At 68.1% G+C, this 21,946-nt stretch carries 26 protein-coding genes; all 26 read left to right on the top strand.

All coding sequences use genetic code 11. The features are described 5' to 3' along the window. The first annotated feature begins 14 nt into the window (after positions 1-14). The gene (locus OL358_RS03315; RefSeq protein WP_264708501.1) at positions 15-1,451 is read left to right on the top strand and encodes a DUF5684 domain-containing protein; all 1,437 of its coding nucleotides are present in this window, start codon (positions 15-17) and stop codon (positions 1,449-1,451) included. Further along, positions 1,448-2,311, top strand: a complete 864-nt coding sequence (locus tag OL358_RS03310) for a hypothetical protein (RefSeq protein WP_264708500.1) — start codon at positions 1,448-1,450, stop codon at positions 2,309-2,311. Before OL358_RS03315 ends, OL358_RS03310 begins: the two co-directional genes overlap by 4 nt. A 24-nt stretch (positions 2,312-2,335) precedes the next feature. Further along, positions 2,336-3,634 (top strand): RDD family protein, encoded by a 1,299-nt coding sequence (locus OL358_RS03305; protein ID WP_264708499.1) that lies wholly within the window; start codon positions 2,336-2,338, stop codon positions 3,632-3,634. Continuing rightward, positions 3,631-8,115, top strand: a complete 4,485-nt coding sequence (locus tag OL358_RS03300; protein ID WP_264708498.1) for an FtsK/SpoIIIE domain-containing protein — start codon at positions 3,631-3,633, stop codon at positions 8,113-8,115. The genes OL358_RS03305 and OL358_RS03300 overlap by 4 nt, the downstream gene beginning before the upstream one ends. Positions 8,116-8,214: 99 nt before the next feature. After that, positions 8,215-8,502, top strand: a complete 288-nt coding sequence (locus OL358_RS03295; protein ID WP_264708497.1) for a WXG100 family type VII secretion target — start codon at positions 8,215-8,217, stop codon at positions 8,500-8,502. A 348-nt stretch (positions 8,503-8,850) separates the two neighbouring features. After that, positions 8,851-9,219 (top strand): 30S ribosomal protein S12, encoded by a 369-nt coding sequence (gene rpsL / locus OL358_RS03290; RefSeq protein WP_018171438.1) that lies wholly within the window; start codon positions 8,851-8,853, stop codon positions 9,217-9,219. Positions 9,220-9,224: 5 nt separating this feature from the next. Continuing rightward, the gene (gene rpsG, locus OL358_RS03285) at positions 9,225-9,695 is read left to right on the top strand and encodes a 30S ribosomal protein S7 (protein ID WP_056117669.1); all 471 of its coding nucleotides are present in this window, start codon (positions 9,225-9,227) and stop codon (positions 9,693-9,695) included. A gap of 83 nt (positions 9,696-9,778) precedes the next feature. Then, positions 9,779-11,893, top strand: coding sequence for an elongation factor G (gene fusA, locus OL358_RS03280; RefSeq protein ID WP_264708495.1), 2,115 nt, complete (start codon positions 9,779-9,781; stop codon positions 11,891-11,893). Positions 11,894-12,045: 152 nt separating this feature from the next. Further along, positions 12,046-13,239, top strand: a complete 1,194-nt coding sequence (tuf, locus tag OL358_RS03275) for an elongation factor Tu (protein ID WP_264708494.1) — start codon at positions 12,046-12,048, stop codon at positions 13,237-13,239. A 192-nt stretch (positions 13,240-13,431) separates the two neighbouring features. Further along, a complete protein-coding gene (locus OL358_RS03270; RefSeq protein ID WP_264708493.1) occupies positions 13,432-13,647 on the top strand; it encodes an Rv0909 family putative TA system antitoxin in 216 nt (71 codons plus the stop codon). Between the two features lie 481 nt (positions 13,648-14,128). Next, complete coding sequence (rpsJ, locus tag OL358_RS03265; RefSeq protein ID WP_013584016.1) at positions 14,129-14,437, top strand: 30S ribosomal protein S10; 309 nt, start codon at positions 14,129-14,131, stop codon at positions 14,435-14,437. A gap of 17 nt (positions 14,438-14,454) precedes the next feature. Continuing rightward, the gene (gene rplC / locus OL358_RS03260) at positions 14,455-15,105 is read left to right on the top strand and encodes a 50S ribosomal protein L3 (protein WP_413631490.1); all 651 of its coding nucleotides are present in this window, start codon (positions 14,455-14,457) and stop codon (positions 15,103-15,105) included. A 4-nt stretch (positions 15,106-15,109) separates the two neighbouring features. Continuing rightward, entirely contained in the window at positions 15,110-15,772 is a 663-nt protein-coding gene (rplD, locus tag OL358_RS03255; RefSeq protein WP_264708490.1) for a 50S ribosomal protein L4, read from the top strand. Continuing rightward, entirely contained in the window at positions 15,769-16,068 is a 300-nt protein-coding gene (gene rplW / locus OL358_RS03250) for a 50S ribosomal protein L23 (protein WP_056117679.1), read from the top strand. Before rplD ends, rplW begins: the two co-directional genes overlap by 4 nt. A 24-nt stretch (positions 16,069-16,092) precedes the next feature. After that, a complete protein-coding gene (gene rplB / locus OL358_RS03245; protein ID WP_264708489.1) occupies positions 16,093-16,932 on the top strand; it encodes a 50S ribosomal protein L2 in 840 nt (279 codons plus the stop codon). 12 nt (positions 16,933-16,944) lie between these two features. Continuing rightward, the gene (gene rpsS / locus OL358_RS03240) at positions 16,945-17,226 is read left to right on the top strand and encodes a 30S ribosomal protein S19 (RefSeq protein WP_056117683.1); all 282 of its coding nucleotides are present in this window, start codon (positions 16,945-16,947) and stop codon (positions 17,224-17,226) included. Positions 17,227-17,250: 24 nt separating this feature from the next. After that, positions 17,251-17,649, top strand: coding sequence for a 50S ribosomal protein L22 (gene rplV, locus OL358_RS03235; RefSeq protein ID WP_056117684.1), 399 nt, complete (start codon positions 17,251-17,253; stop codon positions 17,647-17,649). After that, complete coding sequence (gene rpsC, locus OL358_RS03230) at positions 17,649-18,413, top strand: 30S ribosomal protein S3 (RefSeq protein ID WP_264708488.1); 765 nt, start codon at positions 17,649-17,651, stop codon at positions 18,411-18,413. Before rplV ends, rpsC begins: the two co-directional genes overlap by 1 nt. Continuing rightward, complete coding sequence (gene rplP / locus OL358_RS03225; protein ID WP_018171451.1) at positions 18,413-18,832, top strand: 50S ribosomal protein L16; 420 nt, start codon at positions 18,413-18,415, stop codon at positions 18,830-18,832. The genes rpsC and rplP overlap by 1 nt, the downstream gene beginning before the upstream one ends. Further along, a complete protein-coding gene (rpmC, locus tag OL358_RS03220) occupies positions 18,832-19,146 on the top strand; it encodes a 50S ribosomal protein L29 (RefSeq protein WP_045275475.1) in 315 nt (104 codons plus the stop codon). Before rplP ends, rpmC begins: the two co-directional genes overlap by 1 nt. A gap of 131 nt (positions 19,147-19,277) precedes the next feature. Next, on the top strand, positions 19,278-19,544 hold the full coding sequence (rpsQ, locus tag OL358_RS03215; protein WP_056118992.1) for a 30S ribosomal protein S17: 267 nt from the start codon (positions 19,278-19,280) through the stop codon (positions 19,542-19,544). Positions 19,545-19,578: 34 nt separating this feature from the next. Beyond that, entirely contained in the window at positions 19,579-19,947 is a 369-nt protein-coding gene (rplN, locus tag OL358_RS03210) for a 50S ribosomal protein L14 (RefSeq protein ID WP_056117688.1), read from the top strand. Positions 19,948-19,951: 4 nt separating this feature from the next. After that, positions 19,952-20,311, top strand: a complete 360-nt coding sequence (gene rplX / locus OL358_RS03205) for a 50S ribosomal protein L24 (RefSeq protein WP_056117690.1) — start codon at positions 19,952-19,954, stop codon at positions 20,309-20,311. A 2-nt stretch (positions 20,312-20,313) separates the two neighbouring features. Continuing rightward, positions 20,314-20,904, top strand: a complete 591-nt coding sequence (gene rplE / locus OL358_RS03200; RefSeq protein ID WP_264708487.1) for a 50S ribosomal protein L5 — start codon at positions 20,314-20,316, stop codon at positions 20,902-20,904. A gap of 100 nt (positions 20,905-21,004) precedes the next feature. Further along, a complete protein-coding gene (gene rpsH, locus OL358_RS03195) occupies positions 21,005-21,403 on the top strand; it encodes a 30S ribosomal protein S8 (RefSeq protein WP_045275471.1) in 399 nt (132 codons plus the stop codon). Positions 21,404-21,409: 6 nt separating this feature from the next. Continuing rightward, positions 21,410-21,946, top strand: a complete 537-nt coding sequence (gene rplF, locus OL358_RS03190; protein WP_056117693.1) for a 50S ribosomal protein L6 — start codon at positions 21,410-21,412, stop codon at positions 21,944-21,946.

Here is a 21,946-nt window from a genome sequence, read left to right as displayed (position 1 = left end):
CCGTCGATGCCGCCATGACCGTCGATCCCTCGGCCGCGGTCGTGCCGATCCTGCTCAGCGTTGCCGCGTTCGCTGCGCTCTACGTCTGGACGGCGCTCGCACTCTCGGCCGTGTTCCGCAAGTCGGGAGAAGAGGGCTGGAAGGCCTGGGTCCCGGTGCTCAACATCGTCGTGCTGCTGAGGCTCGGCGGGTTCTCCGGGTGGTTCGTGCTCCTCGCGCTCGTGCCGATCGCCGGTCAGGTCGCGCTGTGGGTGGTCGTGGTCATCGCGTGCTACCGCGTCAACGTCTCGTTCGGCCTGGGCGTCGGAATGACGGTGCTGGCCGCGCTGCTGTTCCCGGTGTGGGCCACGGTGCTCGGATTCGGGTCCGCGCGCTGGATCGGTGCGGAGCAGGATGCCGGGGTCCGGCGTTCCACGAGCGACGCCGGCGACGGCCGCGCCGCGTTCGCGCCGTCCGAGCCGGGCCCGCCGCCGATGCCCGCACCTGCCGCCGCTACGGTGAACGGCTGGGCCCCGTCGAGTGCGACCCCTGCCGACGACGAGGTGCCACCCGCGCCGCCGCTGCCGCCGACCGCACCGTCGCGCGTCGAGTCCCCCGACGAGCCGATCTCGTTCGTTCCGCTGCTGCCCTCCGCTGCTCCCGCGGCTGCGCCGACCGCGCCGCCGGTGCCCCCTCTTCCCTCGAACGAGGACGTTCTCGCCGAGCCCGCGTCGCCGGCTCCGGCATCCCGTGCGCGCGCCAATCAGGGCTGGGGCGGGTTCGACCTCGGGGCTGTCGGCGAGTTGACCAGCGAGGTCACCGCGGCGGTCGCGGGAGCGCCGTCGCCGATCTCCGCCGTCTCGTATGACGACGACCTGCCGGATGCCACGGGCATGCCCGCCGTGACGCGCGTGCCTGCCACGCGCTCGGCGACCCGTCGCGAGCCGTGGTCGCCCGCGCGCTCGCCGCTGCCTGAGCCCGACGCCTTCCCCGAGGCCTCCGGTGAGGTGTCCGCGGTCCTCGGGGCACCGGTCGCGGGCGGCCCGCAGGCGGCGCGCTCCTCGGTGTCGGCTCAGCACGTCCATCCCCATGTTCCCGACGGCGCCGTCGATCAGACACGGGCAGCGAACCGGCGCACGACGCACTGGTCGGTCGTGCTTCCGACCGGATCGTCGGTGGCGCTCGTCGCCGAGGTCGTCGTCGTGGGTCGTCGCCCGTCGCCGAACGAGGCGTACCCGAACGCTCAGCTCATCGAGGTCCACGACGGCACCGTCTCCAAGACGCACCTGCGGCTGGATCTCGAGGGCGAGATGTGGTCGGTGACCGATCTGCACTCCACCAACGGCACCGTGCTGGTCTCGTCGGACGGCTCCGAGCGCGAGATCACCCCGGGGGTGCCTCACCGCACGGAGGACCGCCTTCTGCTCGGTGACGCCGAACTCCGGCTCGTGCCGGACGATGCGAGCCGATGACGGCTGCCGACGTCCCTGACCGGGGCTCCGTTCCCGGCGCCGACGGGCAGGAGCCGGACGCGACCGGCCACGGCGCGTCCGACGAGCTCGCGACCGACGAGACGGTGATCTCGTATCGCCGGCGCCCCGTCGAGCATCCGGTGGACGAGGAGACGGTGGTCTCCACCCGCAAGCGCCCGATCGCCGATCCCGTCGACGAGGCCACGGCCCTGTCGGTGCGGCGTCGTCCCTCGGCCGAGCCCGAGCCCGAGGTCGACGAGGCGACGGCCCTGTCGGTGCGGCGTCGTCCCGCGGCCGAGCCCGAGCCCGAGGTCGACGAGGCGACTGCCCTGTCGGTGCGGCGTCGTCCCGAGGCCGAGCCCGACGAAGCCACGGCGGCCTCGGTCCGGCGACAGGTCTTCGATCCCGATGTCTCCGACGACACCGCACCGTCGACCCGCGGCGCGGCATCCGAGCTCTCCGCACCGCCGGCCGACGACACCGTCGTCTCGCGCCGCACGCCTCCGGCCGACACTGTCCCCGAGGAGGAGGACACGATCCTGCGCGCGCCGAAGCGCGCGCAGTCGCGCGAGACCGCTCCCGATCCTGAGGAGGCGACGCTCGGGCGCGAGGCCCGTGTTCCGGATGCCGAGGCCCTGCGCGCGCCGATGCGACCGCGTGCCGACGCCCCGGCGCGGGTGCCGCGAGCGACGGCTGCGCCGCGCCCGCCGGTCGCCGATGTGCCGGCTGAAGCGCTCGATCGTGAGAGTGTGGAGCGTGCTGCCCGCGCCCGGGCGCGTCGCCGCGTGCTGATCGTGGTGCTGTGCGCGGTGGCGGGTGCGATCGCGGCGACCACGGCGCTCGTGCTCCTGCTGACCTGACGGCTCCGGCGACCTGAGGAAGAGATGAACGACTACCACCCGCAGGACGCTGATCCCGTGTCCGCGGCCCGGCTCGGACTCGTGCCCGCGGGCACCGGCTACCGCTCGCTCGCGTTCGCGATCGACGTCGCGATCTGGCTGCTCCTGGCCGTGCCCGCGGTGATGGGCGTCGTCATGATCGCGACGGGTGACCGCTCTCTTCTGGCGGTGATCCTCGTCATCGCCGGTGTCGTCCTGCCCAGCCTCTTCGGTCTGGTGCAGCTGATCACGCATGGTCGGCGCGGCGTGACGGCGGGCAAGGCGGCGCTGCGACTGCGCTCGGTGTCGGCCTCCGACCTCGGGCGCCCCGGGTTCTGGCGCGTCGTCCTGCGCGCGCTGGTGCTGTGGGCGAGCACGATCCTGCTGGTCGTCGTCGGCCCCGCACTGCTGTTCGCCTCGGGGCTGTGGGATTCGGAGCGCCGGGGGCGCAGCATCCTCGATCGCGTCGGCGGATGCTGGCTGATCGATGCACGCGCGGGCCTCGACCCCTTCGACGCCAAGGCGCTGCGCCACGCGCGTCGCGCCCTGCGCGACCGCGCCGACGACGGCGAGGATCTTCCGTCGATGGCCAGCGGTGCCCCGGAGTCGGTCGCGCTCCGCATTCCTGACGCGCGCTCCCGCGCCGGCGTCGTGGGTCCCGGCGGGACCGGCGCGCAGTGGGCGCTCGCGCGGGCCGCCGAGGACCTCGGGGTGATCGACGGCGTGCCCGGAGCGGATGCCGCGCCCGCGGCCGTCGAGCCCGGAGCGACCGCTTCCCGCGACGGCTCCCCGTTCGCACCGTCCGCCACGGCATTCGACGCCGCGTCGGCCGCCTTCGCCCCTGTGACGACCGGCACCCCGAGCGCTCCCGCTGCCGCCCACGGTGCGGCTGCCACTTCCTCGCCCCCGCCCGCCGAGATCGTGCAGTCCTCGGCCGCGGGGCCCGCGACCGGCTTGCGCCGGGCCCAGGCGATGGTGCGCTTCGACGACGGCTCCGTCGTGCGCGTGCCGGTTCTCGGACTCATCGGCCGCGACCCCGAGGGATCGGCCGGCGAGTCGCCGGACGCGCTCGTCAGGCTCGAGGATCCCCAGCGGCTGATGTCGAAGACCCACGCATCCTTCGGCCAGGACGCCGAAGGGGTCTGGGTCGGCGATCGCGGGTCGCGCAACGGCACGCAGCTGCTGTCGCCCGGCGGCGACGTGGTCGATGTGCCCGCGGGGGAGCGCATGCGCGTCCCCGCCGGGTGGACGGTGCAGGTCGGCGGCAGAACGTTCGAGCTCGTGGCGAGAGGTGCTGATTCGTGAAGCTGAAGCTGGGTCTGCGGCGAGGCGTCGGCTCGACGGTCGATGTGCTGGTGACCGCCGACTCCACGGCGACCGTGCAGGACGTCGCCCGCGCGCTCGCCGAAGGCGACGCGCTCGCGGCGGCCGGCGGCGTCAACGCGAGCGCCGTTCCGACGCTCCTCGTGGCATCGCCGGCCGGACGGCCGGTGCAGCTCGACCCGTCCGCGTCGATCGCCGACGCGCCGATCGGCTCGGGCTTCGACGCCTCGATCGTGCCCGCGGCGACCAGCGGCGACGGCGCGGTCACGGCTGCCGTGATGCGCATCCACAGCGGCCCCGAGGCCGGACGCACCGTCTCCCTGCCCGCGGGCAGCACCGTGATCGGACGCGTCGCACCGGCTCAGGTGCTGCTCGACGACCCGCTCGTCTCGAAGCGCCACGCGCGCGTGGAGGTCGACCAGGGCATCGAACTCGTCGACCTCAACTCGGCCAACGGCCTCGTCGTCGACGGCGGGCTCGTGCAGCGCGTGCGCGTCATCCCGGGTCAGAAGATCACGATCGGCGCGACCGAGGTCTCGTTCTCGCTCGTGCCTCGCGTCGTGACGGACGACTCGCTCGTGCTCGAGCGCGGTGGCGCGCTCATGTTCAATCGTTCGCCCCGTGTGGAGGATCGCTACGCGGGTCGGGAGTTCCGGCATCCGATCATCCCCAACGAAGCCGACCCCCGCATCTTCCCGTGGCCGATGATCATGGCGCCGGTGCTGCTCGGCTTCGCGATGTTCGTGATGACGCAGCGCCCCGCGTCGCTGCTCATCGTCGCGATGGCGCCGTTGATGATGCTGGGCAACTTCATCGGTCAGCGCACGCAGCAGGGAAAGAAGCTGCAGCTCGAGATCGAGACGTTCGAGACGCAGCTCGAAGAGCTCGAGGATCAGCTCGACGCCGAGGTGCTCGTCGAGCGCGAGCGTCGACGCGCCGAAGCGCCCGCGACAGCCACCGTGTACGAGAACGCGATGTCGCTCGGACCCATGCTGTGGACCCGGCGGCCGGAGCACTGGAACTTCCTCGGCCTTCGGCTCGGCGTCGGCGCGGGGACGAGCCGCAACAGCGTGCAGGAGGCGAACGACCAGCGCGGCATCGCGCAGTACTCGCAGCAGGTGCGGCATCTGCAGGACCGCTTCTCGCGCATCGATGACGTGCCCGTCATCGAGCTCCTTCCCTCGGCCGGGGCGATCGGGATCGCCGGCCCGCGCGAGTACGCCGCCGACGTGATCCGCGGACTCGGCGTGCAGCTGTTCGGCCTGCACGCGCCGAACGAGGTCGTCACCGCCGCCATCGTCGATCCGGGATGGACCGGCGACATGGAGTGGATGAAGTGGCTGCCGCACACCACGAGCCCGCGCTCCCCGTTCGCGGAGATGGCGCTCGCCGACAGCCAGTCCGCGGGCACCGCGCTGCTCAACGGCCTCGAGGAGGCGATCCTCGAGCGGCTGTCGGGTTCGGCGACCCGGCGCGGACCCCTGTCGGAGCAGGAGGTCTCGATGTCGCTCGGCAAGCACGTCGGGCAGCAGCGGGGCAGCGACTCGCAGGCGGACGACGTCTCGCTGGTGCTGTTCGTGACCCACGACGCGCCGGTGGACCGTCCCCGCCTCACGCAGGTGATCGAGCGAGGACCGGATGCCGGTGTCTACACGGTGTTCGTCGCTCCGACCGTCGAGTCACTCCCGGCGTCGTGCCGCACGTTCATCGACGTCACCGGCGGCCTCGACGACGCCATGGTCGGCTGGGTGCGCGCCGGCGATCGCGCGCAGAGCGTGGCGATCGAGGGCGTCTCGCGCGAATACGCGGAGATCTTCGCCAAGCGACTGGCGCCCGTCGTCGACTCGAGTTCGGTCGCCGCGGACTCGTCCGATCTCCCCGCCAGTGTGTCGCTCCTCCGCCTCATCGGCACCGACATGGCCGCAGAGCCGCAGGCCGCGATCGAGCGCTGGCGGCAGAACAACTCGATCATCGACCGATCGCGCGGTCCCCGCCCGCGGCTCAAGCGCGCGGGCACCCTCAAGGCCTACGTCGGACAGGGCAGCCCCGACGCGATGTCGCTCGATCTGCGCACGCAGGGACCCCACGCCCTCGTCGGCGGCACCACCGGATCGGGCAAGTCGGAGTTCCTCCAGGCCTGGGTCCTGGGGATGGCGGCCGAGTACAGCCCCGACCGCGTCACGTTCCTCTTCGTCGACTACAAGGGCGGATCGGCGTTCGCGGACTGCGTCGAGCTTCCGCACACGGTGGGTCTGGTGACCGACCTGAGTCCCCACCTCGTGCGCCGGGCGCTGACCAGTCTGCGCGCCGAGCTGCACCACCGCGAGCATCTGTTCAACCGCAAGAAGGCCAAGGATCTCCTCGAGCTCGAGAAGCGTCAGGACCCCGAGACCCCGCCGGCGCTCGTGCTCGTGATCGACGAGTTCGCCGCACTCGCGACCGAGGTGCCCGAGTTCGTGGACGGGGTGGTCGACATCGCCCAGCGCGGCCGGTCGCTCGGCATCCACCTCATCATGGCGACGCAGCGCCCCGCCGGCGTCATCAAGGACAATCTGCGCGCGAACACGAACCTCCGCGTGGCGCTGCGCATGGCGGATGCCGCGGACTCCAACGACGTCGTCGGCGACGTCGTGGCATCGACCTTCGACCCGTCGCTGCCGGGGCGCGGCATCGCGAAGACCGGGCCCGGGCGACTGGTCCCGTTCCAGTCCGGCTACGCCGGCGGCTGGACCGCGGAGGAGCCCGACCGCGCCCAGGTGCGCGTCGCCGAACTGCGGTTCGGCTCGGTCACCCTGTGGGAGGCGGAGGGTGACAACGACTCCGAGGCGCACGACGAGGACCTCGGTCCCAACGACCAGAAGCGACTCGTCGCCAACCTCGGGCGCGCGGCCACGGACGCCGGGATCCCGGCTCCGCGTCGTCCGTGGCTCGACGACCTCGCGACGACGATCGATCTGCGAGACCTGCCGCTCGAGGGCGACCAGCGCATCCCGATCGGCCTGGCCGACATCCCTCAGCGCCAGTTGCAGGAGGCGGTGTTCTTCCACCCCGACACCGACGGGCACATGCTGGTGTACGGCACGAGCGGCGCGGGCAAGAGCGCGGCGCTGCGCACGATCGGCATCGCCGCGGGCGCCCGGCCCGATCTCGGCCGCGTCGCCGTGTACGGCATCGACTTCGGCACCGGCGCCCTGCGCTCGCTCGAGAACATGCCCCACGTCGGATCGGTCGTCTCGGGCGACGACGTCGAGCGCGTGCAACGCCTCTTCCGCACGCTGCGCGGCGTGATCGACGACCGTGCGAAGCGCTACTCCGACGCGAACGCGTCGACGATCACCGAGTACCGGGAGCTGACCGGAGACGACGCCGAGCCGCGCATCATCGTGCTCCTCGACGGCTTCGGCGTCTTCAAGCAGGACTGGGAGACCTCCTCGACACGGGCCGCGTTCTACGGCATCTTCATGCGCCTCCTCGGCGAGGGACGTCCCCTCGGCGTGCACGTCGTGGCCACGGCCGACCGCTACGGCGCCGTGCCGACGGCGGTGAGCGCGAACGTCACCAAGCGCATCGTGCTGCGGATGTCGGACGAGGGCGCCTATTCGATCCTCGGCGTCGCGAAGGACGTGCTCAACGAGCGGAGCGTGCCGGGGCGCGCGATCGTCGACGGGCTGGAGACCCAGGTCGCGGTGATCGGCGGCACGACGAACGTCGCCGAGCAGAACGCCGCGACTGCGGCGTTCGCCGCGACCCTGCGCGAGGCCGGCGCCGTCGAGGCGAAGAACATCGGATCGCTCCCGACCGAGCTGGGCATCGCCGAGCTGCCCGCCCGCGTCGGGGAGCTCCCGACGCTCGGCATCGGCGACGACACGCTCGGGCCCGCGGGCTTCGAGCCGGTCGGCACCTTCGTCGTCGCGGGGCCGCCCCAATCGGGCAAGACGACCGCCCTGCGCGGCATCGTGGCGTCGCTCGAGCGCTTCGACCCGGAGGTGGAGCTGTTCCACATCGGCGGCCGCCGCGCCGCCCTGCGCGGATTCCGCTCGTGGCGACGTGCGGAGTCGACGATCGAGGAGGTCCGCGCACTGGCGAAGGAGCTGAAGGAGATCGTGGCGGACGAGTCCATCACGCGCCGCATCGCGATCGTCGTGGAGAACCTCGCCGAGTTCGGGGACACCGATGCCGAGCGGCCGCTCAAGGAGCTCTTCCAGGCGATCAACCGCAGCGATCACTTCCTGGTGGCCGACGGCGATGTCTCCCAGCTGAGCAGCGGCTACGGCCTGGTCGGCGAGCTCAAGGCCGGCCGTCACGGCATCGCGCTGCGCCCCGAGACCTATGACGGCGACTCGCTCTTCAAGGTTCCGTTCCCGAAGGTGCAGCGCCACGAGTATCCCGCCGGTCGTGGCATCTTCGTCGAGAACGGGCAGCTCATCACCGTCCAGCTCCCGCTGGTCGACGACGCCGGGTGATCGTGCGCATGGGGAATCCTCCCCATGTGCACGGGAACGGGGTTGCGCTTACCGTGGAGGCAGCCGGGGTGCTCCGGTATTCCGAGAAGGAGATGGACGATGGCGGATTTCAAGGCTTCATACGGTGAGATGGAAGCGATGTCGGGCAAGCTCGAGAACGGCCGCGAGGAGATCGGCGACATCCTGCGCCGTCTCAAGAGCGACGTGGATCGCCTGCTCGGCGACGACTTCAAGACGCAGCACGCGTCGGGCAAGTTCGGTGAGGGCTACACCGAGCTGACCACCGGTCTGGAGAAGGCCATCGAGGGCATCTCCGACATGGGCGAATCGCTGCGCAAGATGCAGCAGGCGATCAAGGACACCGACCAGGCACTCGCCGGCAACTGACCTTCAGACGACAGAGCGGATGCCGCGGCCCCGAGCCGCGGCATCCGCTTTCGTCGTCGATTCCGTGCGCGTTTGACCGGCCCCCGGCATCCCGCGTATCATTGTTCGGGTGTGCGCCCACGCGCGCCATCCGCTGTGCCCCGGCACGCGGACGGTCGTGAAGCGCCGCATCTCAGGGAAAGGGCCTGCGAACAGGCCACCCCCACGGCATATCCACCAACGAACGCTCGGCATCATCATGCCGCGCCGGTGGATGAATGTGAGCCCGCTGCGTCACGAATCGCAAGATCCGGATGCTGCGGGGGAGACACGAACGCTGTCACCGTGCAGCACTACATAGGAGAGAACGTGCCAACCATTCAGCAGTTGGTTCGCAAGGGTCGCTCGCCCAAGGTCTCGAAGACCAAGGCGCCGGCGCTCAAGGCGAACCCTCAGCAGGCGGGTGTCTGCACCCGCGTGTACACCACCACGCCCAAGAAGCCCAACTCGGCGATGCGCAAGGTCGCCCGTGTCAAGCTCCGCAACGGCACCGAGGTCACCGCCTACATCCCCGGCGAGGGCCACAACCTGCAGGAGCACTCGCTCGTGCTCGTCCGCGGTGGTCGTGTGAAGGACCTCCCCGGTGTCCGCTACAAGATCGTCCGCGGCGCGCTCGACACGCAGGCCGTCAAGAACCGTAAGCAGGCTCGCAGCCGCTACGGCGCGAAGAAGGGTTGAGTTAGATGCCTCGCAAGGGACCCGCTCCGAAGCGCCCCGTCGTCAACGACCCGGTCTACGGCGCTCCGATCGTCAGCCAGCTCGTCAACAAGATCCTCGTCGACGGCAAGAAGTCGCTCGCCGAGTCGATCGTCTACACCGCCCTCAAGGGCGTGGAGGCGAAGAACGGTCAGGACGCCGTCGCCACGCTGAAGAAGGCGCTCGACAACGTCCGCCCGACTCTCGAGGTCAAGAGCCGCCGCGTCGGTGGCTCGACCTACCAGGTGCCGGTCGAGGTCAAGCCTCACCGCGCCAACACGCTCGCCCTCCGCTGGCTCGTCAGCTACGCCAAGGGCCGTCGTGAGAAGACGATGACCGAGCGCCTCCAGAACGAGATCCTGGATGCCTCGAACGGCCTGGGTGCCGCGGTCAAGCGCCGCGAAGACACCCACAAGATGGCCGAGTCGAACCGCGCCTTCGCTCACTACCGCTGGTAACAGCGCACCGGCGGCCGGCCGGAGGCGAACCCTCCGGCCGGCGCCACCGCGACATCCCGAACCACACGTAAGGAAGACACCCCGTGGCACAAGAAGTGCTCACCGACCTCAACAAGGTCCGCAACATCGGCATCATGGCGCACATCGATGCCGGCAAGACGACGACGACCGAGCGCATCCTGTTCTACACGGGCGTCAACCACAAGATCGGTGAGACGCACGACGGCGCTGCGACCACCGACTGGATGGAGCAGGAGCAGGAGCGTGGCATCACGATCACGTCCGCCGCCGTGACGTGCTTCTGGGACAAGAACCAGATCAACATCATCGACACCCCCGGTCACGTGGACTTCACCGTCGAGGTGGAGCGCTCGCTCCGCGTCCTCGACGGCGCAGTCGCCGTCTTCGACGGCAAGGAGGGCGTCGAGCCCCAGTCCGAGACCGTGTGGCGTCAGGCCGACAAGTACGACGTCCCCCGCATCTGCTTCGTCAACAAGATGGACAAGCTGGGCGCCGACTTCTACTTCACCGTCGACACCATCGTGAACCGCCTCAAGGCGAAGCCGCTCGTGATCCAGTTGCCCATCGGCGCCGAGAACGACTTCGTGGGCGTCGTCGACCTCGTCGAGATGCGCGCACTGGTCTGGCCCGGCGACGCCAAGGGCGACGTGACCATGGGCGCCAAGTACGAGATCCAGGAGATCCCGGCCGACCTCGCCGAGAAGGCCGCGGAGTACCGCGAGATCCTCCTCGAGACGGTCGCCGAGTCCGACGAGGAGCTCCTCGAGAAGCACTTCGGCGGTGAGCCCCTCACGGTCGCCGAGATCAAGGGTGCGATCCGCAAGCTCACGATCAACTCGGAGCTCTACCCGGTGCTCTGCGGTTCGGCGTTCAAGAACCGCGGCGTGCAGCCGATGCTCGACGCGGTCGTGGACTACCTGCCTTCGCCCCTCGACGTCCCCGCCATCGAGGCGAAGGACCCGAAGAACGAAGAGATCATCATCGAGCGCCACGCCGACCGCGAGGAGCCGTTCGCGGCGCTCGCGTTCAAGATCGTGACGCACCCGTTCTTCGGCCGCCTCACCTACATCCGCGTCTACTCGGGTCACCTCGACTCCGGCGCCCAGGTCGTCAACGCGACCAAGGGCAAGAAGGAGCGCATCGGGAAGATCTTCCAGATGCACGCCAACAAGGAGATGCCGGTCGACTCGGTCACCGCCGGTCACATCTACGCCGTCATCGGCCTCAAGGACACCACCACCGGTGACACGCTGTCCGACAGCGCGAACCAGGTCGTCCTCGAGTCGATGACGTTCCCGGAGCCGGTCATCGAGGTCGCGATCGAGCCCAAGACGAAGGCCGACCAGGAGAAGCTGGGTCTCGCGATCCAGAAGCTCGCCGAGGAGGACCCGACGTTCCGCGTCGAGCAGAACTCCGAGACCGGTCAGACCGTCATCAAGGGCATGGGCGAGCTGCACCTCGACATCCTGGTCGACCGCATGAAGCGCGAGTTCAAGGTCGAGGCGAACGTCGGAAAGCCCCAGGTGGCCTACCGCGAGACGATCCGCAAGTCGGTCGAGAAGCACGACTACACGCACAAGAAGCAGACCGGTGGCTCGGGTCAGTTCGCCAAGATCCAGTTCACGATCGAGCCTCTCGAGGTCACGGCCGACAAGACGTACGAGTTCGAGAACAAGGTCACCGGTGGCCGCATCCCGCGCGAGTACATCGGCCCCACCGACCAGGGCTTCCAGGACGCCATGAACGTCGGCGTGCTCGCCGGCTACCCCATGGTGGGCGTCAAGGCGATCCTGCTCGACGGCGCTTCGCACGACGTCGACTCGTCCGAGATGGCGTTCAAGATCGCCGGTTCGATGGGCTTCAAGGAGGCCATCCGCCGCGCGAACCCGGTCATCCTCGAGCCGATCATGGCCGTCGAGGTGCGTACGCCCGAGGAGTACATGGGTGACGTCATCGGCGACCTGAACTCGCGTCGTGGCCAGATCCAGTCGATGGAGGACGCCGCCGGCGTCAAGGTGGTTCGTGCGAACGTTCCGCTGTCCGAGATGTTCGGCTACATCGGCGACCTGCGCTCCAAGACCTCCGGCCGCGCCGTCTACTCCATGGAGTTCGACAGCTACGCCGAGGTCCCGCGCAACGTCATGGACGAGATCGTCCAGAAGACCAAGGGCGAGTAGCCCTTTCCGGGGCCCCTCGGTGACGCGGGGCCCCGGCACAACTTCACACAGAATCACCAGAACCGTCTCCACTAAGCTGGAGATATCCCCGTAGAGACTCGGTCGCAAACCAGCGCCCGGCGCTTCTACACGAACGTCCTGAGGAGGACCCAGTGGCTAAGGCCAAGTTCGAGCGCACCAAGCCGCACGTGAACATCGGAACGATCGGTCACGTCGACCACGGCAAGACCACGCTCACCGCAGCGATCTCGAAGGTGCTCGCCGACAAGTACCCGTCGGCCACCAACGTGCAGCGCGACTTCGCGTCGATCGACTCCGCTCCCGAGGAGCGCCAGCGCGGCATCACGATCAACATCTCGCACGTCGAGTACGAGACGCCCAAGCGTCACTACGCTCACGTCGACGCCCCCGGTCACGCCGACTACATCAAGAACATGATCACCGGTGCGGCTCAGATGGACGGCGCGATCCTCGTGGTCGCCGCCACCGACGGCCCGATGGCTCAGACCCGCGAGCACGTCCTGCTCGCCAAGCAGGTCGGCGTGCCCTACCTGCTCGTCGCGCTGAACAAGAGCGACATGGTCGACGACGAGGAGATCCTTGAGCTCGTCGAGCTCGAGGTCCGCGAGCTGCTGTCGTCGCAGGACTTCGACGGTGACAACGCTCCGGTCGTCCGCGTCTCGGGCCTCAAGGCTCTCGAGGGCGACTCCGAGTGGACCGAGAAGATCGTCGAGCTCATGGAGGCCGTCGACGCTTCGATCCCCGACCCGGTGCGTGACAAGGACAAGCCGTTCCTCATGCCCATCGAGGACGTCTTCACCATCACTGGTCGTGGCACGGTCGTCACGGGTCGCGCCGAGCGCGGCACCCTCGGCATCAACTCCGAGGTCGAGATCGTGGGTCTGCGCCCGACGCAGAAGACGATCGTCACCGGTATCGAGATGTTCCACAAGCAGCTCGACGAGGCATGGGCCGGCGAGAACTGTGGTCTGCTCCTCCGCGGCACCAAGCGTGACGACGTGGAGCGCGGCCAGGTCGTCGTGAAGCCCGGTTCGGTCACCCCGCACACCAACTTCGAGGGCACGGCGTACATCCTGTCCAAGGAGGAGGGCGGACGCCACAACCCGTTCTTCACGAACTACCGCCCGCAGTTCTACTTCCGCACCACCGACGTCACCGGCGTCATCACGCTGCCCGAGGGCACCGAGATGGTCATGCCCGGCGACACCACCGACATGACGGTCGAGCTGATCCAGCCGATCGCCATGGAGGAGGGCCTCGGCTACGCCATCCGTGAGGGTGGCCGCACCGTCGGCGCCGGCACGGTCACGAAGATCCTGAAGTAATCTTCGACAGATCTGCATGACGGATGCTGCGGCATCCGTCACCGACAAGGGGTCGGGCCTTCGGGCCCGGCCCCTTCGTCGTTCGCGCGGGACGCGGGTTGAAGAATCCGTTATCGATGCCCTCTTCCGCCGTCGAGGGCAGCCCGACAGAATGGCCGGGTACGCCCACGGGGGGCGCGAAGGAGAAATGCGATGGGTATCGACGACCTGGTCAGTCAGGGCAAGGACTTCCTCGAGCAGAACAAGGACAAGATCGACGATGCGATCAAGTCCGACCAGGCCGAGGACGTGAGCGACAACGTCCTCGACGCCGCGGCCGACTTCGTCAAGAAGGTCGCGCCCGACGGGATCGACCAGCACGTCGACGGCGTGCGCGACAGCATCGACAAGTCGGTCGGCAACGAGTAGTCCGTCCTCTCGACAGCGAAGCGGCCCGGGTGTCCACCCGGGCCGCTTCTTCGTGCGCGGCATCCGTCCCCCTGGGAAGCAGCCGAGGATACCCACCTCACGACACGCCCGAGTTTGCGACACGCCCGGGCGACACGTAGACTAGTGAGGTTCCACATTCCGGCGCGTCTTTCGGCGTGCACAGGATCACTGCCAGGGCAGTGCATAGGCGGCGCGAAAGCGCAGGGTCCTAGGCCGCGGGCAGCAAAGAACCACCACATCTCAAACCCCCTCCATCACGAGAGCGTGTCTCTCGCGTGCGGGCGGGGAGCGGATGCCGGGAGCGGCGCTTCGGCGCGGAATCCGGATTGACATCAGAACAGCGGTGCAGCAACGCACTGCAGAGCAGTGCAGAAGTGCCATGGCGCGCGAGCGCCACCGTGCGTCCAATGCCTCCGGGAAACCCGGAACGGTAAGACGCGAGAAAGAGAGTGAGCAGACAATGGCGGGACAGAAGATCCGCATTCGCCTGAAGTCGTACGATCACGCCGGGCTCGACAGCTCCGCGCGCAAGATCGTCGACACCGTGACCCGTGCCGGCGCTACCGTGGTGGGCCCCGTGCCCCTGCCGACCGAGAAGAACGTCGTGTGCGTCATCCGGTCGCCCCACAAGTACAAGGACAGCCGCGAGCACTTCGAGATGCGCACCCACAAGCGTCTGATCGACATCATCGACCCGACGCCCAAGGCCGTCGACTCGCTGATGCGTCTCGACCTGCCTGCCGACGTCAACATCGAGATCAAGCTCTGAGGTTCGACGTGGCTGACATCAACAACAAGATTTCCAAGGGCCTCCTCGGAACCAAGCTCGGCATGACCCAGGTGTGGGACGAGAACGGCAAGCTCGTTCCCGTCACCGTCATCGAGGTCGCGCCGAACGTGGTCACCCAGGTTCGCACCCCTGAGAAGGACGGCTACAAGGCCGTTCAGATCGCCTACGGTCAGATCGACCCCCGCAAGGTGAACAAGCCGCAGACGGCCCACTTCGAGGCCGCCGGTGTGACGCCGCGTCGTCACCTCACCGAGGTCCGCACCGCGGATGCCGCTGACTACTCACTCGGTCAGGAGCTCACGGTGGACGGCACCTTCGAAGCCGGCCAGCTCGTCGACGTCGTCGGCACGAGCAAGGGCAAGGGCTTCGCGGGCGTCATGAAGCGCCACAACTTCAAGGGCGTCTCCGCTTCGCACGGTTCGCACCGCAACCACCGCAAGCCCGGTTCGATCGGCGCCTCGTCGACCCCGAGCCGCGTCTTCAAGGGCATGCGCATGGCCGGCCGTATGGGTGGCGAGCGCGTGACCGTCCTCAACCTCAAGGTGCACGCCGTCGACGCTGAGAAGGGTCTGCTGCTCGTCAAGGGCGCCGTCCCCGGCGCGCGCGGCCGCATCGTCTACGTCCGCAACGCAGTGAAGGGTGCCTGAAGACATGGCTGACTCGACTCTCGCGCTCGACGTCGTGAAGGCAGACGGCAAGAAGGCCGGCTCGGTTGAGCTGCCCGCCGCTCTGTTCGACGTCAAGACGAACATCCCCCTGATCCACCAGGTCGTCGTGGCGCAGCGCGCCGCGGCTCGCCAGGGCACCCACTCGACCAAGCGTCGCGGTGAGGTCTCGGGCGCCGGCCGCAAGCCCTTCAAGCAGAAGGGCACCGGTAACGCCCGTCAGGGTTCGATCCGCGCGCCGCACATGACCGGTGGTGGCATCGTCCACGGCCCGAAGCCGCGCGACTACGCGCAGCGCACGCCCAAGAAGATGATCGCCGCAGCCCTCCTGGGCGCGCTCAGCGATCGCGCTCGCGGCGACCGCCTGCACATCGTCGACTCGTTCGGCATCGAGGGTGCTCCTTCGACGAAGGCCGCCGCTGCGGTCCTCGCGGCGCTCGCCCCGACCAAGAACGTGCTGGTCGTCATCACGCGTGACGACGAGCTCAGCATCCTGAGCGTGCGCAACCTCGCGTACGTCCACGTGCTGTTCTCCGACCAGCTCAACGCATACGACGTGCTCGTCTCGGACGACATCGTCTTCACCAAGGCCGCCTACGACGCGTTCGTCGCGTCGAAGGCCGGCTCCACCGAGGAGGTCTCGGCATGACCGCCGTGAACAAGGACCCGCGCGACATCATCCTGAAGCCGGTCGTCTCCGAGAAGAGCTACGGGCTCATCGACGAGGGCAAGTACACGTTCCTCGTGGACCCGCGTGCCACGAAGACCGAGATCAAGCTCGCCATCGAGAAGATCTTCGGCGTCAAGGTGGCTGCGGTCAACACGATCAACCGCGTCGGCAAGGCCCGCCGCACCCGCTTCGGCACGGGGAAGCGCAAGGACACCAAGCGCGCCATCGTGACCCTGAAGTCGGGCACCATCGACATCTTCACGGCAGTCGGCTGACGGTCGGGATAGAGGACTAGAGATATGGCTATTCGCAAGTACAAGCCCACGACCCCGGGTCGCCGCGGCTCGTCGGTGGCCGACTTCGCCGAGATCACCCGATCGACGCCGGAGAAGTCGCTCCTCCGCCCGCTGAGCAAGACCGGTGGACGCAACAACCAGGGCCGCATCACCACCCGCCACATCGGCGGTGGCCACAAGCGCCAGTACCGCGTCATCGACTTCCGTCGCAATGACAAGGACGGCGTCAACGCCAAGGTCGCTCACATCGAGTACGACCCCAACCGCACCGCGCGCATCGCGCTCCTGCACTACTTCGACGGCGAGAAGCGCTACATCCTCGCCCCGAACAAGCTGCAGCAGGGCGACATCATCGAGTCGGGCGCCTCGGCTGACATCAAGCCGGGCAACAACCTGCCGCTGAAGAACATCCCCACCGGTACCGTGATCCACGCGATCGAGCTCCGCCCCGGCGGCGGCGCGAAGATCGCGCGTTCGGCCGGTGTGTCGGTTCGTCTCGTCGCGAAGGACGGCCCCTACGCCCAGCTGCGTCTGCCCTCGGGCGAGATCCGCAACGTCGATGCGCGCTGCCGCGCGACGATCGGCGAGGTCGGCAACGCCGAGCAGTCGAACATCAACTGGGGCAAGGCCGGCCGCAAGCGCTGGCTCGGCGTCCGCCCGACCGTCCGTGGTGTCGCGATGAACCCCGTCGACCACCCGCACGGTGGTGGCGAGGGCAAGACCTCCGGTGGTCGTCACCCTGTTTCGCCGTGGGGCAAGGCCGAGGGCCGCACCCGTCACGCGAACAAGGAAAGCGACAAGTACATCGTTCGCCGTCGCAACGCCGGCAAGAAGCGCAAGTAGGAGTAGAGGAAGATGCCACGCAGTCTCAAGAAGGGCCCCTTCGTCGACGAGCACCTGCTCCGCAAGGTCGTCGTCCAGAACGAAGCCGGTACCAAGAACGTCATCAAGACCTGGTCGCGTCGCTCGATGATCGTCCCCGCAATGCTCGGGCACACGATCGCCGTGCACGACGGACGCAAGCACATCCCCGTGTTCGTGTCCGAGACCATGGTCGGCCACAAGCTGGGCGAGTTCGCGCCCACCCGCACCTTCCGCGGCCACGTGAAGGACGACAAGAAGGGCCGTCGCCGCTAAGCGGCGACGAAAGAGGAGAGAGAAATGGTGGAGTCCATCGCACGTGTGCGACACATCCGCGTGACCCCTCAGAAGGCTCGTCGTGTCGTCGCCCTCATCAAGGGCAAGCAGGCTGAGGAGGCCCTGGCCATCCTCAAGTTCGCGCCGCAGGGTGCGAGCGAGCCGATCTACAAGCTCGTCGCCTCGGCGATCGCGAACGCTCGCGTGAAGGCCGATAAGGACGGCGAGTACCTGGACGAGCAGGACCTGTACGTGGCCAACGCGTACGTCGACGAGGGCACGACGCTCAAGCGTTTCCAGCCCCGCGCTCAGGGTCGCGCGTTCCAGATCAAGAAGCGCACGAGCCACATCACGGTCGTGCTCTCTACGCCCGAGGTCGCTGAGGCGGCACCGGCTGCCAAGACGAAGAAGGCGAGCAAGTAATGGGCCAGAAGGTCAACCCGTACGGCTTCCGCCTCGGCATCACCACGGACCACGTGTCGCGTTGGTTCTCGGACTCGACGAAGCCCGGACAGCGCTACGCCGACTACGTGGCCGAGGACATCAAGATCCGTCGTCTGCTGACGACCTCGCTCGACCGCGCGGGCGTCAGCAACATCGAGATCGAGCGCACCCGTGACCGCGTCCGCGTCGACATCCACACCGCCCGCCCGGGCATCGTGATCGGTCGTCGTGGCGCCGAGGCCGAGCGCATCCGCGCCGACCTCGAGAAGCTCACCGGCAAGCAGATCCAGCTGAACATCCTCGAGGTCAAGAACCCCGAGGCCGATGCTCAGCTCGTCGCGCAGGGCATCGCCGAGCAGCTCAGCGCTCGCGTGGCATTCCGCCGCGCGATGCGCAAGGGCCTGCAGGGCGCGCAGCGCGCCGGCGCCAAGGGCGTCCGCATCCAGGTCTCCGGCCGCCTCGGCGGCGCCGAGATGAGCCGCTCGGAGTTCTACCGCGAGGGTCGTGTGCCGCTGCACACGCTGCGCGCGAACATCGACTACGGCTTCTACGAGGCGAAGACCACCTTCGGCCGCATCGGCGTGAAGGTCTGGATCTACAAGGGCGACCTCACCAACAAGGAACTGGCGCGCGAGCAGGCGAACGCGCCGAAGCAGTCGCGCGGTCGTGACGACCGTGGCGGCGACCGTGGTCGTCGTGGCCCTCGCAACGAGGCCCCCGTCGCAGAAGGAGCATCGGCGTAATGCTTATCCCCCGCAAGGTCAAGTACCGCAAGCAGCACCACCCGGGCCGCTCGGGCCAGGCCACCGGTGGCACCAAGGTGTCGTTCGGTGAGTTCGGCATCCAGGCCCTCACGCCCGCTTACGTGACGAACCGTCAGATCGAGTCCGCTCGTATCGCGATGACCCGTCACATCAAGCGTGGCGGAAAGGTGTGGATCAACATCTACCCCGACCGTCCGCTCACGAAGAAGCCGGCCGAGACCCGCATGGGTTCCGGTAAGGGTTCCCCCGAGTGGTGGGTCGCAAACGTCAAGCCGGGTCGCGTCCTCTTCGAGGTCGCCGGTGTCAACGAGGAGCTCGCTCGCGAGGCCCTGACCCGTGCCATTCACAAGCTGCCTCTCAAGGCACGCATCATCAAGCGCGAGGAGGGCGACGCGTAATGGCGATCGGCACCAAGACGCTCGCCCCGAGCGAGCTCGACACGTTCGAAGACCAGCGCCTGGTCGAGGAGCTGCGCAAGGCCAAGGAAGAGCTGTTCAACCTGCGCTTCCAGTCGGCCACCGGCCAGCTCGAGAGCCACGGCCGCATCCGTGCGGTCAAGCGCGACATCGCGCGGCTCTACACCGTGATCCGTGAGCGCGAGCTCGGCATCCGTGCCACCCCCGCGCCGCTGGAGACCGCGACGAAGGCGAAGAAGACGAAGGCCAAGAAGGCGGATGCCGCTGACGAGGCCGTGAAGGAAGAGGCCGAGTAATGGCTGAGACCACTGAGAAGAAGGCTCCCGCCAAGAAGGCTGCGGCTCCCAAGGCCACGGCCGCCAAGGCTGCGGCCCCCAAGGCCGAGGTCAAGGACCAGGTCAGCGGTCACGAGTCCGCCGCGCACGACGTGCGCGACGAGAACGCCCGTGGCTACCGCAAGTCGCGCCGCGGCTACGTCGTGAGCGACAAGATGGACAAGACGATCGTCGTCGAGGTCGAGGACCGCGTGAAGCACCCCCTCTACGGCAAGGTCATCCGTCGCACGTCGAAGGTCAAGGCCCACGACGAGGGCAACACCGCCGGCATCGGCGACCTCGTCCTCATCAACGAGACCCGTCCGCTGAGCGCCACCAAGCGCTGGCGCCTGGTCGAGATCCTCGAGAAGGCCAAGTAAGCCCTCGGCTTGCTTGGAACCCAAGGAGTAACAAGTGATTCAGCAGGAATCCCGTCTGAAGGTCGCCGACAACACCGGCGCCAAGGAGCTGCTCACGATCCGCGTGCTCGGTGGCTCGCACCGCCGGTACGCCGGTCTGGGCGACATCATCGTGGCAACGGTCAAGGATGCGATCCCGGGCGGCAACGTCAAGAAGGGCGACGTGGTCAAGGCCGTCGTCGTCCGCACCAAGAAGCAGACCCGTCGTCCCGACGGTTCGTACATCAAGTTCGACGAGAACGCCGCCGTGATCCTGAAGAGCGACGGGGAGCCCCGTGGCACCCGCATCTTCGGACCCGTCGGTCGTGAACTCCGTGACAAGAAGTTCATGAAGATCGTCTCGCTCGCACCGGAGGTGATCTGACCACATGGCCAAGATCAAGAAGGGGGACCTGGTTCAGGTCCTCACTGGCAAGAAGCAGGCCAACGGCGGCGACCGCGGTAAGCAGGGCAAGGTCCTCGAGGTCCTCGTCGAGCAGAACCGCGTCATCGTCGAGGGCGTGAACTTCGTCACCAAGCACAACCGCGTCGGCCAGAGCCAGCGCGGCACCAAGACGGGCGGCATCGAGACGATGGAAGCCCCGATCCACATCTCCAACGTCGCTGTCGTCGACCCCTCGACCAAGAAGCCGACCCGTGTCGGTCACCGTGTCGAGGAGCAGACGAAGGACGGCGTGAAGCGCACCGTCCGCGTGCGTTACGCGAAGAAGTCAGGCAAGGACCTCTGAATATGAGCACCGCCGCTGCCGTGGAGGCTGGCAAGATCCAGCCCCGCCTGAAGCAGAAGTACAACAACGAGATCAAGCAGCTTCTGCAGGACGAGTTCGGCTACCCGAACGTCATGCAGATCCCCGGTCTCGTCAAGGTCGTAGTGAACACCGGTGTCGGCGAGGCAGCTCGCGACAGCAAGGTGATCGATGGTGCGGTCGACGACCTCACCAAGATCACCGGCCAGAAGCCGGTCGTCACGAAGGCCCGCAAGTCCATCGCGCAGTTCAAGCTGCGCGAGGGTCAGGCCATCGGCGCGCACGTCACCCTCCGCGGTGACCGCGCGTGGGAGTTCGTGGACCGCCTGGTCAACCTCGCTCTGCCCCGCATCCGCGACTTCCGCGGCCTGTCGGCCACGCAGTTCGACGGCCACGGCAACTACACGTTCGGTCTCCAGGAGCAGTCCGTGTTCCACGAGATCAACCAGGACAAGATCGACCGTGTCCGCGGCTTCGACATCACCGTCGTGACGACGGCGAAGACGGATGCCGAAGGCCGTGCGCTGCTGCGCCACCTGGGCTTCCCCTTCCGCACCGAGGACGCTCAGGCCTGAGCCGAGATCTCCCTGGGAGCCACCCGGCTCCCGGGGAACTCATAGAAGGTCGTCTGTCGTGTAACGGCAGTCGAAACCTCATGAACAAAGGAAATCTGAAATGACAATGACAGACCCGGTCGCAGACATGCTGACCCGTCTGCGCAACGCGAACTCGGCGCACCACGACTCTGTGTCGCTGCCGAGCTCCAAGCTCAAGACCCACATCGCCGACATCCTCAAGCAGGAGGGCTACATCTCCTCCTGGGAGGTCTCGGACGCCCGCGTCGGCCAGACGCTGACCCTGACGCTGAAGTACGGCCCGAACCGCGAGCGGTCGATCGCCGGCATCAAGCGCGTCTCGAAGCCCGGCCTCCGCGTCTACGCGAAGTCGACCGAGATCCCCCGCGTCCTCGGCGGGCTCGGTGTCGCCATCCTCTCCACCTCCTCCGGTCTTCTCACCGACCGTCAGGCCGAGCAGAAGGGCGTGGGTGGGGAAGTCCTCGCCTACGTGTGGTGATCTGACATGTCGCGTATCGGACGTCTCCCGATCGACATCCCCGCCGGCGTGACCATTGCGGTCGACGGTCAGGATGTCGCGGTCAAGGGCCCCAAGGGTGAGCTCTCGCTCACCGTGGCGCGCCCCATCGAGGTCAAGGTCGAAGAGGGCCAGGTCGTCGTGACCCGTCCCGACGACGAGCGCTCCTCGCGCTCGCTCCACGGCCTGACCCGCACCCTCATCAACAACAACATCATCGGTGTCACCCAGGGCTACACCAAGGGCCTCGAGGTCGTCGGCACGGGTTACCGCGTGGCGCAGAAGGGCAGCTCGGTCGAGTTCGCCCTCGGCTTCTCGCACCCCGTTCTGGTCGACCCGCCCGCGGGCATCACCTTCACGGTCGAGGGTAACAACAAGCTCACCGTGAGCGGCATCGACAAGCAGGCCGTCGGCGAGGCGGCTGCCAACATCCGCAAGATCCGCAAGCCCGAGCCCTACAAGGGCAAGGGTGTGCGCTACGCCGGCGAGGTCGTGCGGCGCAAGGCCGGAAAGGCTGGTAAGTAA

Source organism: Microbacterium sp. SSM24, from assembly GCF_025989145.1.
Taxonomy (GTDB): domain Bacteria; phylum Actinomycetota; class Actinomycetes; order Actinomycetales; family Microbacteriaceae; genus Microbacterium.
The sequence above is the reverse complement of the archived record's forward strand: the minus strand, read 5'-3'. Positions and strand labels throughout refer to the sequence as shown.

Bases quoted from the DNA above. Each gene is read 5' to 3' on its own strand.
- rplD (WP_264708490.1), top strand. From the start codon at position 15,110: ATGGCTGACTCGACTCTCGCGCTCGACGTCGTGAAGGCAGACGGCAAG.
- OL358_RS03270 (WP_264708493.1), top strand. From the start codon at position 13,432: ATGGGTATCGACGACCTGGTCAGTCAGGGCAAGGACTTCCTCGAGCAG.
- rpsS (WP_056117683.1), top strand. From the start codon at position 16,945: ATGCCACGCAGTCTCAAGAAGGGCCCCTTCGTCGACGAGCACCTGCTC.
- rplE (WP_264708487.1), top strand. From the start codon at position 20,314: ATGAGCACCGCCGCTGCCGTGGAGGCTGGCAAGATCCAGCCCCGCCTG.
- rplV (WP_056117684.1), top strand. From the start codon at position 17,251: ATGGTGGAGTCCATCGCACGTGTGCGACACATCCGCGTGACCCCTCAG.
- rpsJ (WP_013584016.1), top strand. From the start codon at position 14,129: ATGGCGGGACAGAAGATCCGCATTCGCCTGAAGTCGTACGATCACGCC.
- rpsH (WP_045275471.1), top strand. From the start codon at position 21,005: ATGACAATGACAGACCCGGTCGCAGACATGCTGACCCGTCTGCGCAAC.
- rpsC (WP_264708488.1), top strand. From the start codon at position 17,649: ATGGGCCAGAAGGTCAACCCGTACGGCTTCCGCCTCGGCATCACCACG.
- rplW (WP_056117679.1), top strand. From the start codon at position 15,769: ATGACCGCCGTGAACAAGGACCCGCGCGACATCATCCTGAAGCCGGTC.
- rplB (WP_264708489.1), top strand. From the start codon at position 16,093: ATGGCTATTCGCAAGTACAAGCCCACGACCCCGGGTCGCCGCGGCTCG.
- rpsG (WP_056117669.1), top strand. From the start codon at position 9,225: ATGCCTCGCAAGGGACCCGCTCCGAAGCGCCCCGTCGTCAACGACCCG.
- OL358_RS03310 (WP_264708500.1), top strand. From the start codon at position 1,448: ATGACGGCTGCCGACGTCCCTGACCGGGGCTCCGTTCCCGGCGCCGAC.
- rplF (WP_056117693.1), top strand. From the start codon at position 21,410: ATGTCGCGTATCGGACGTCTCCCGATCGACATCCCCGCCGGCGTGACC.
- OL358_RS03305 (WP_264708499.1), top strand. From the start codon at position 2,336: ATGAACGACTACCACCCGCAGGACGCTGATCCCGTGTCCGCGGCCCGG.
- OL358_RS03295 (WP_264708497.1), top strand. From the start codon at position 8,215: ATGGCGGATTTCAAGGCTTCATACGGTGAGATGGAAGCGATGTCGGGC.
- rplP (WP_018171451.1), top strand. From the start codon at position 18,413: ATGCTTATCCCCCGCAAGGTCAAGTACCGCAAGCAGCACCACCCGGGC.
- rplX (WP_056117690.1), top strand. From the start codon at position 19,952: ATGGCCAAGATCAAGAAGGGGGACCTGGTTCAGGTCCTCACTGGCAAG.
- rpmC (WP_045275475.1), top strand. From the start codon at position 18,832: ATGGCGATCGGCACCAAGACGCTCGCCCCGAGCGAGCTCGACACGTTC.
- OL358_RS03315 (WP_264708501.1), top strand. From the start codon at position 15: ATGACCGTCGATCCCTCGGCCGCGGTCGTGCCGATCCTGCTCAGCGTT.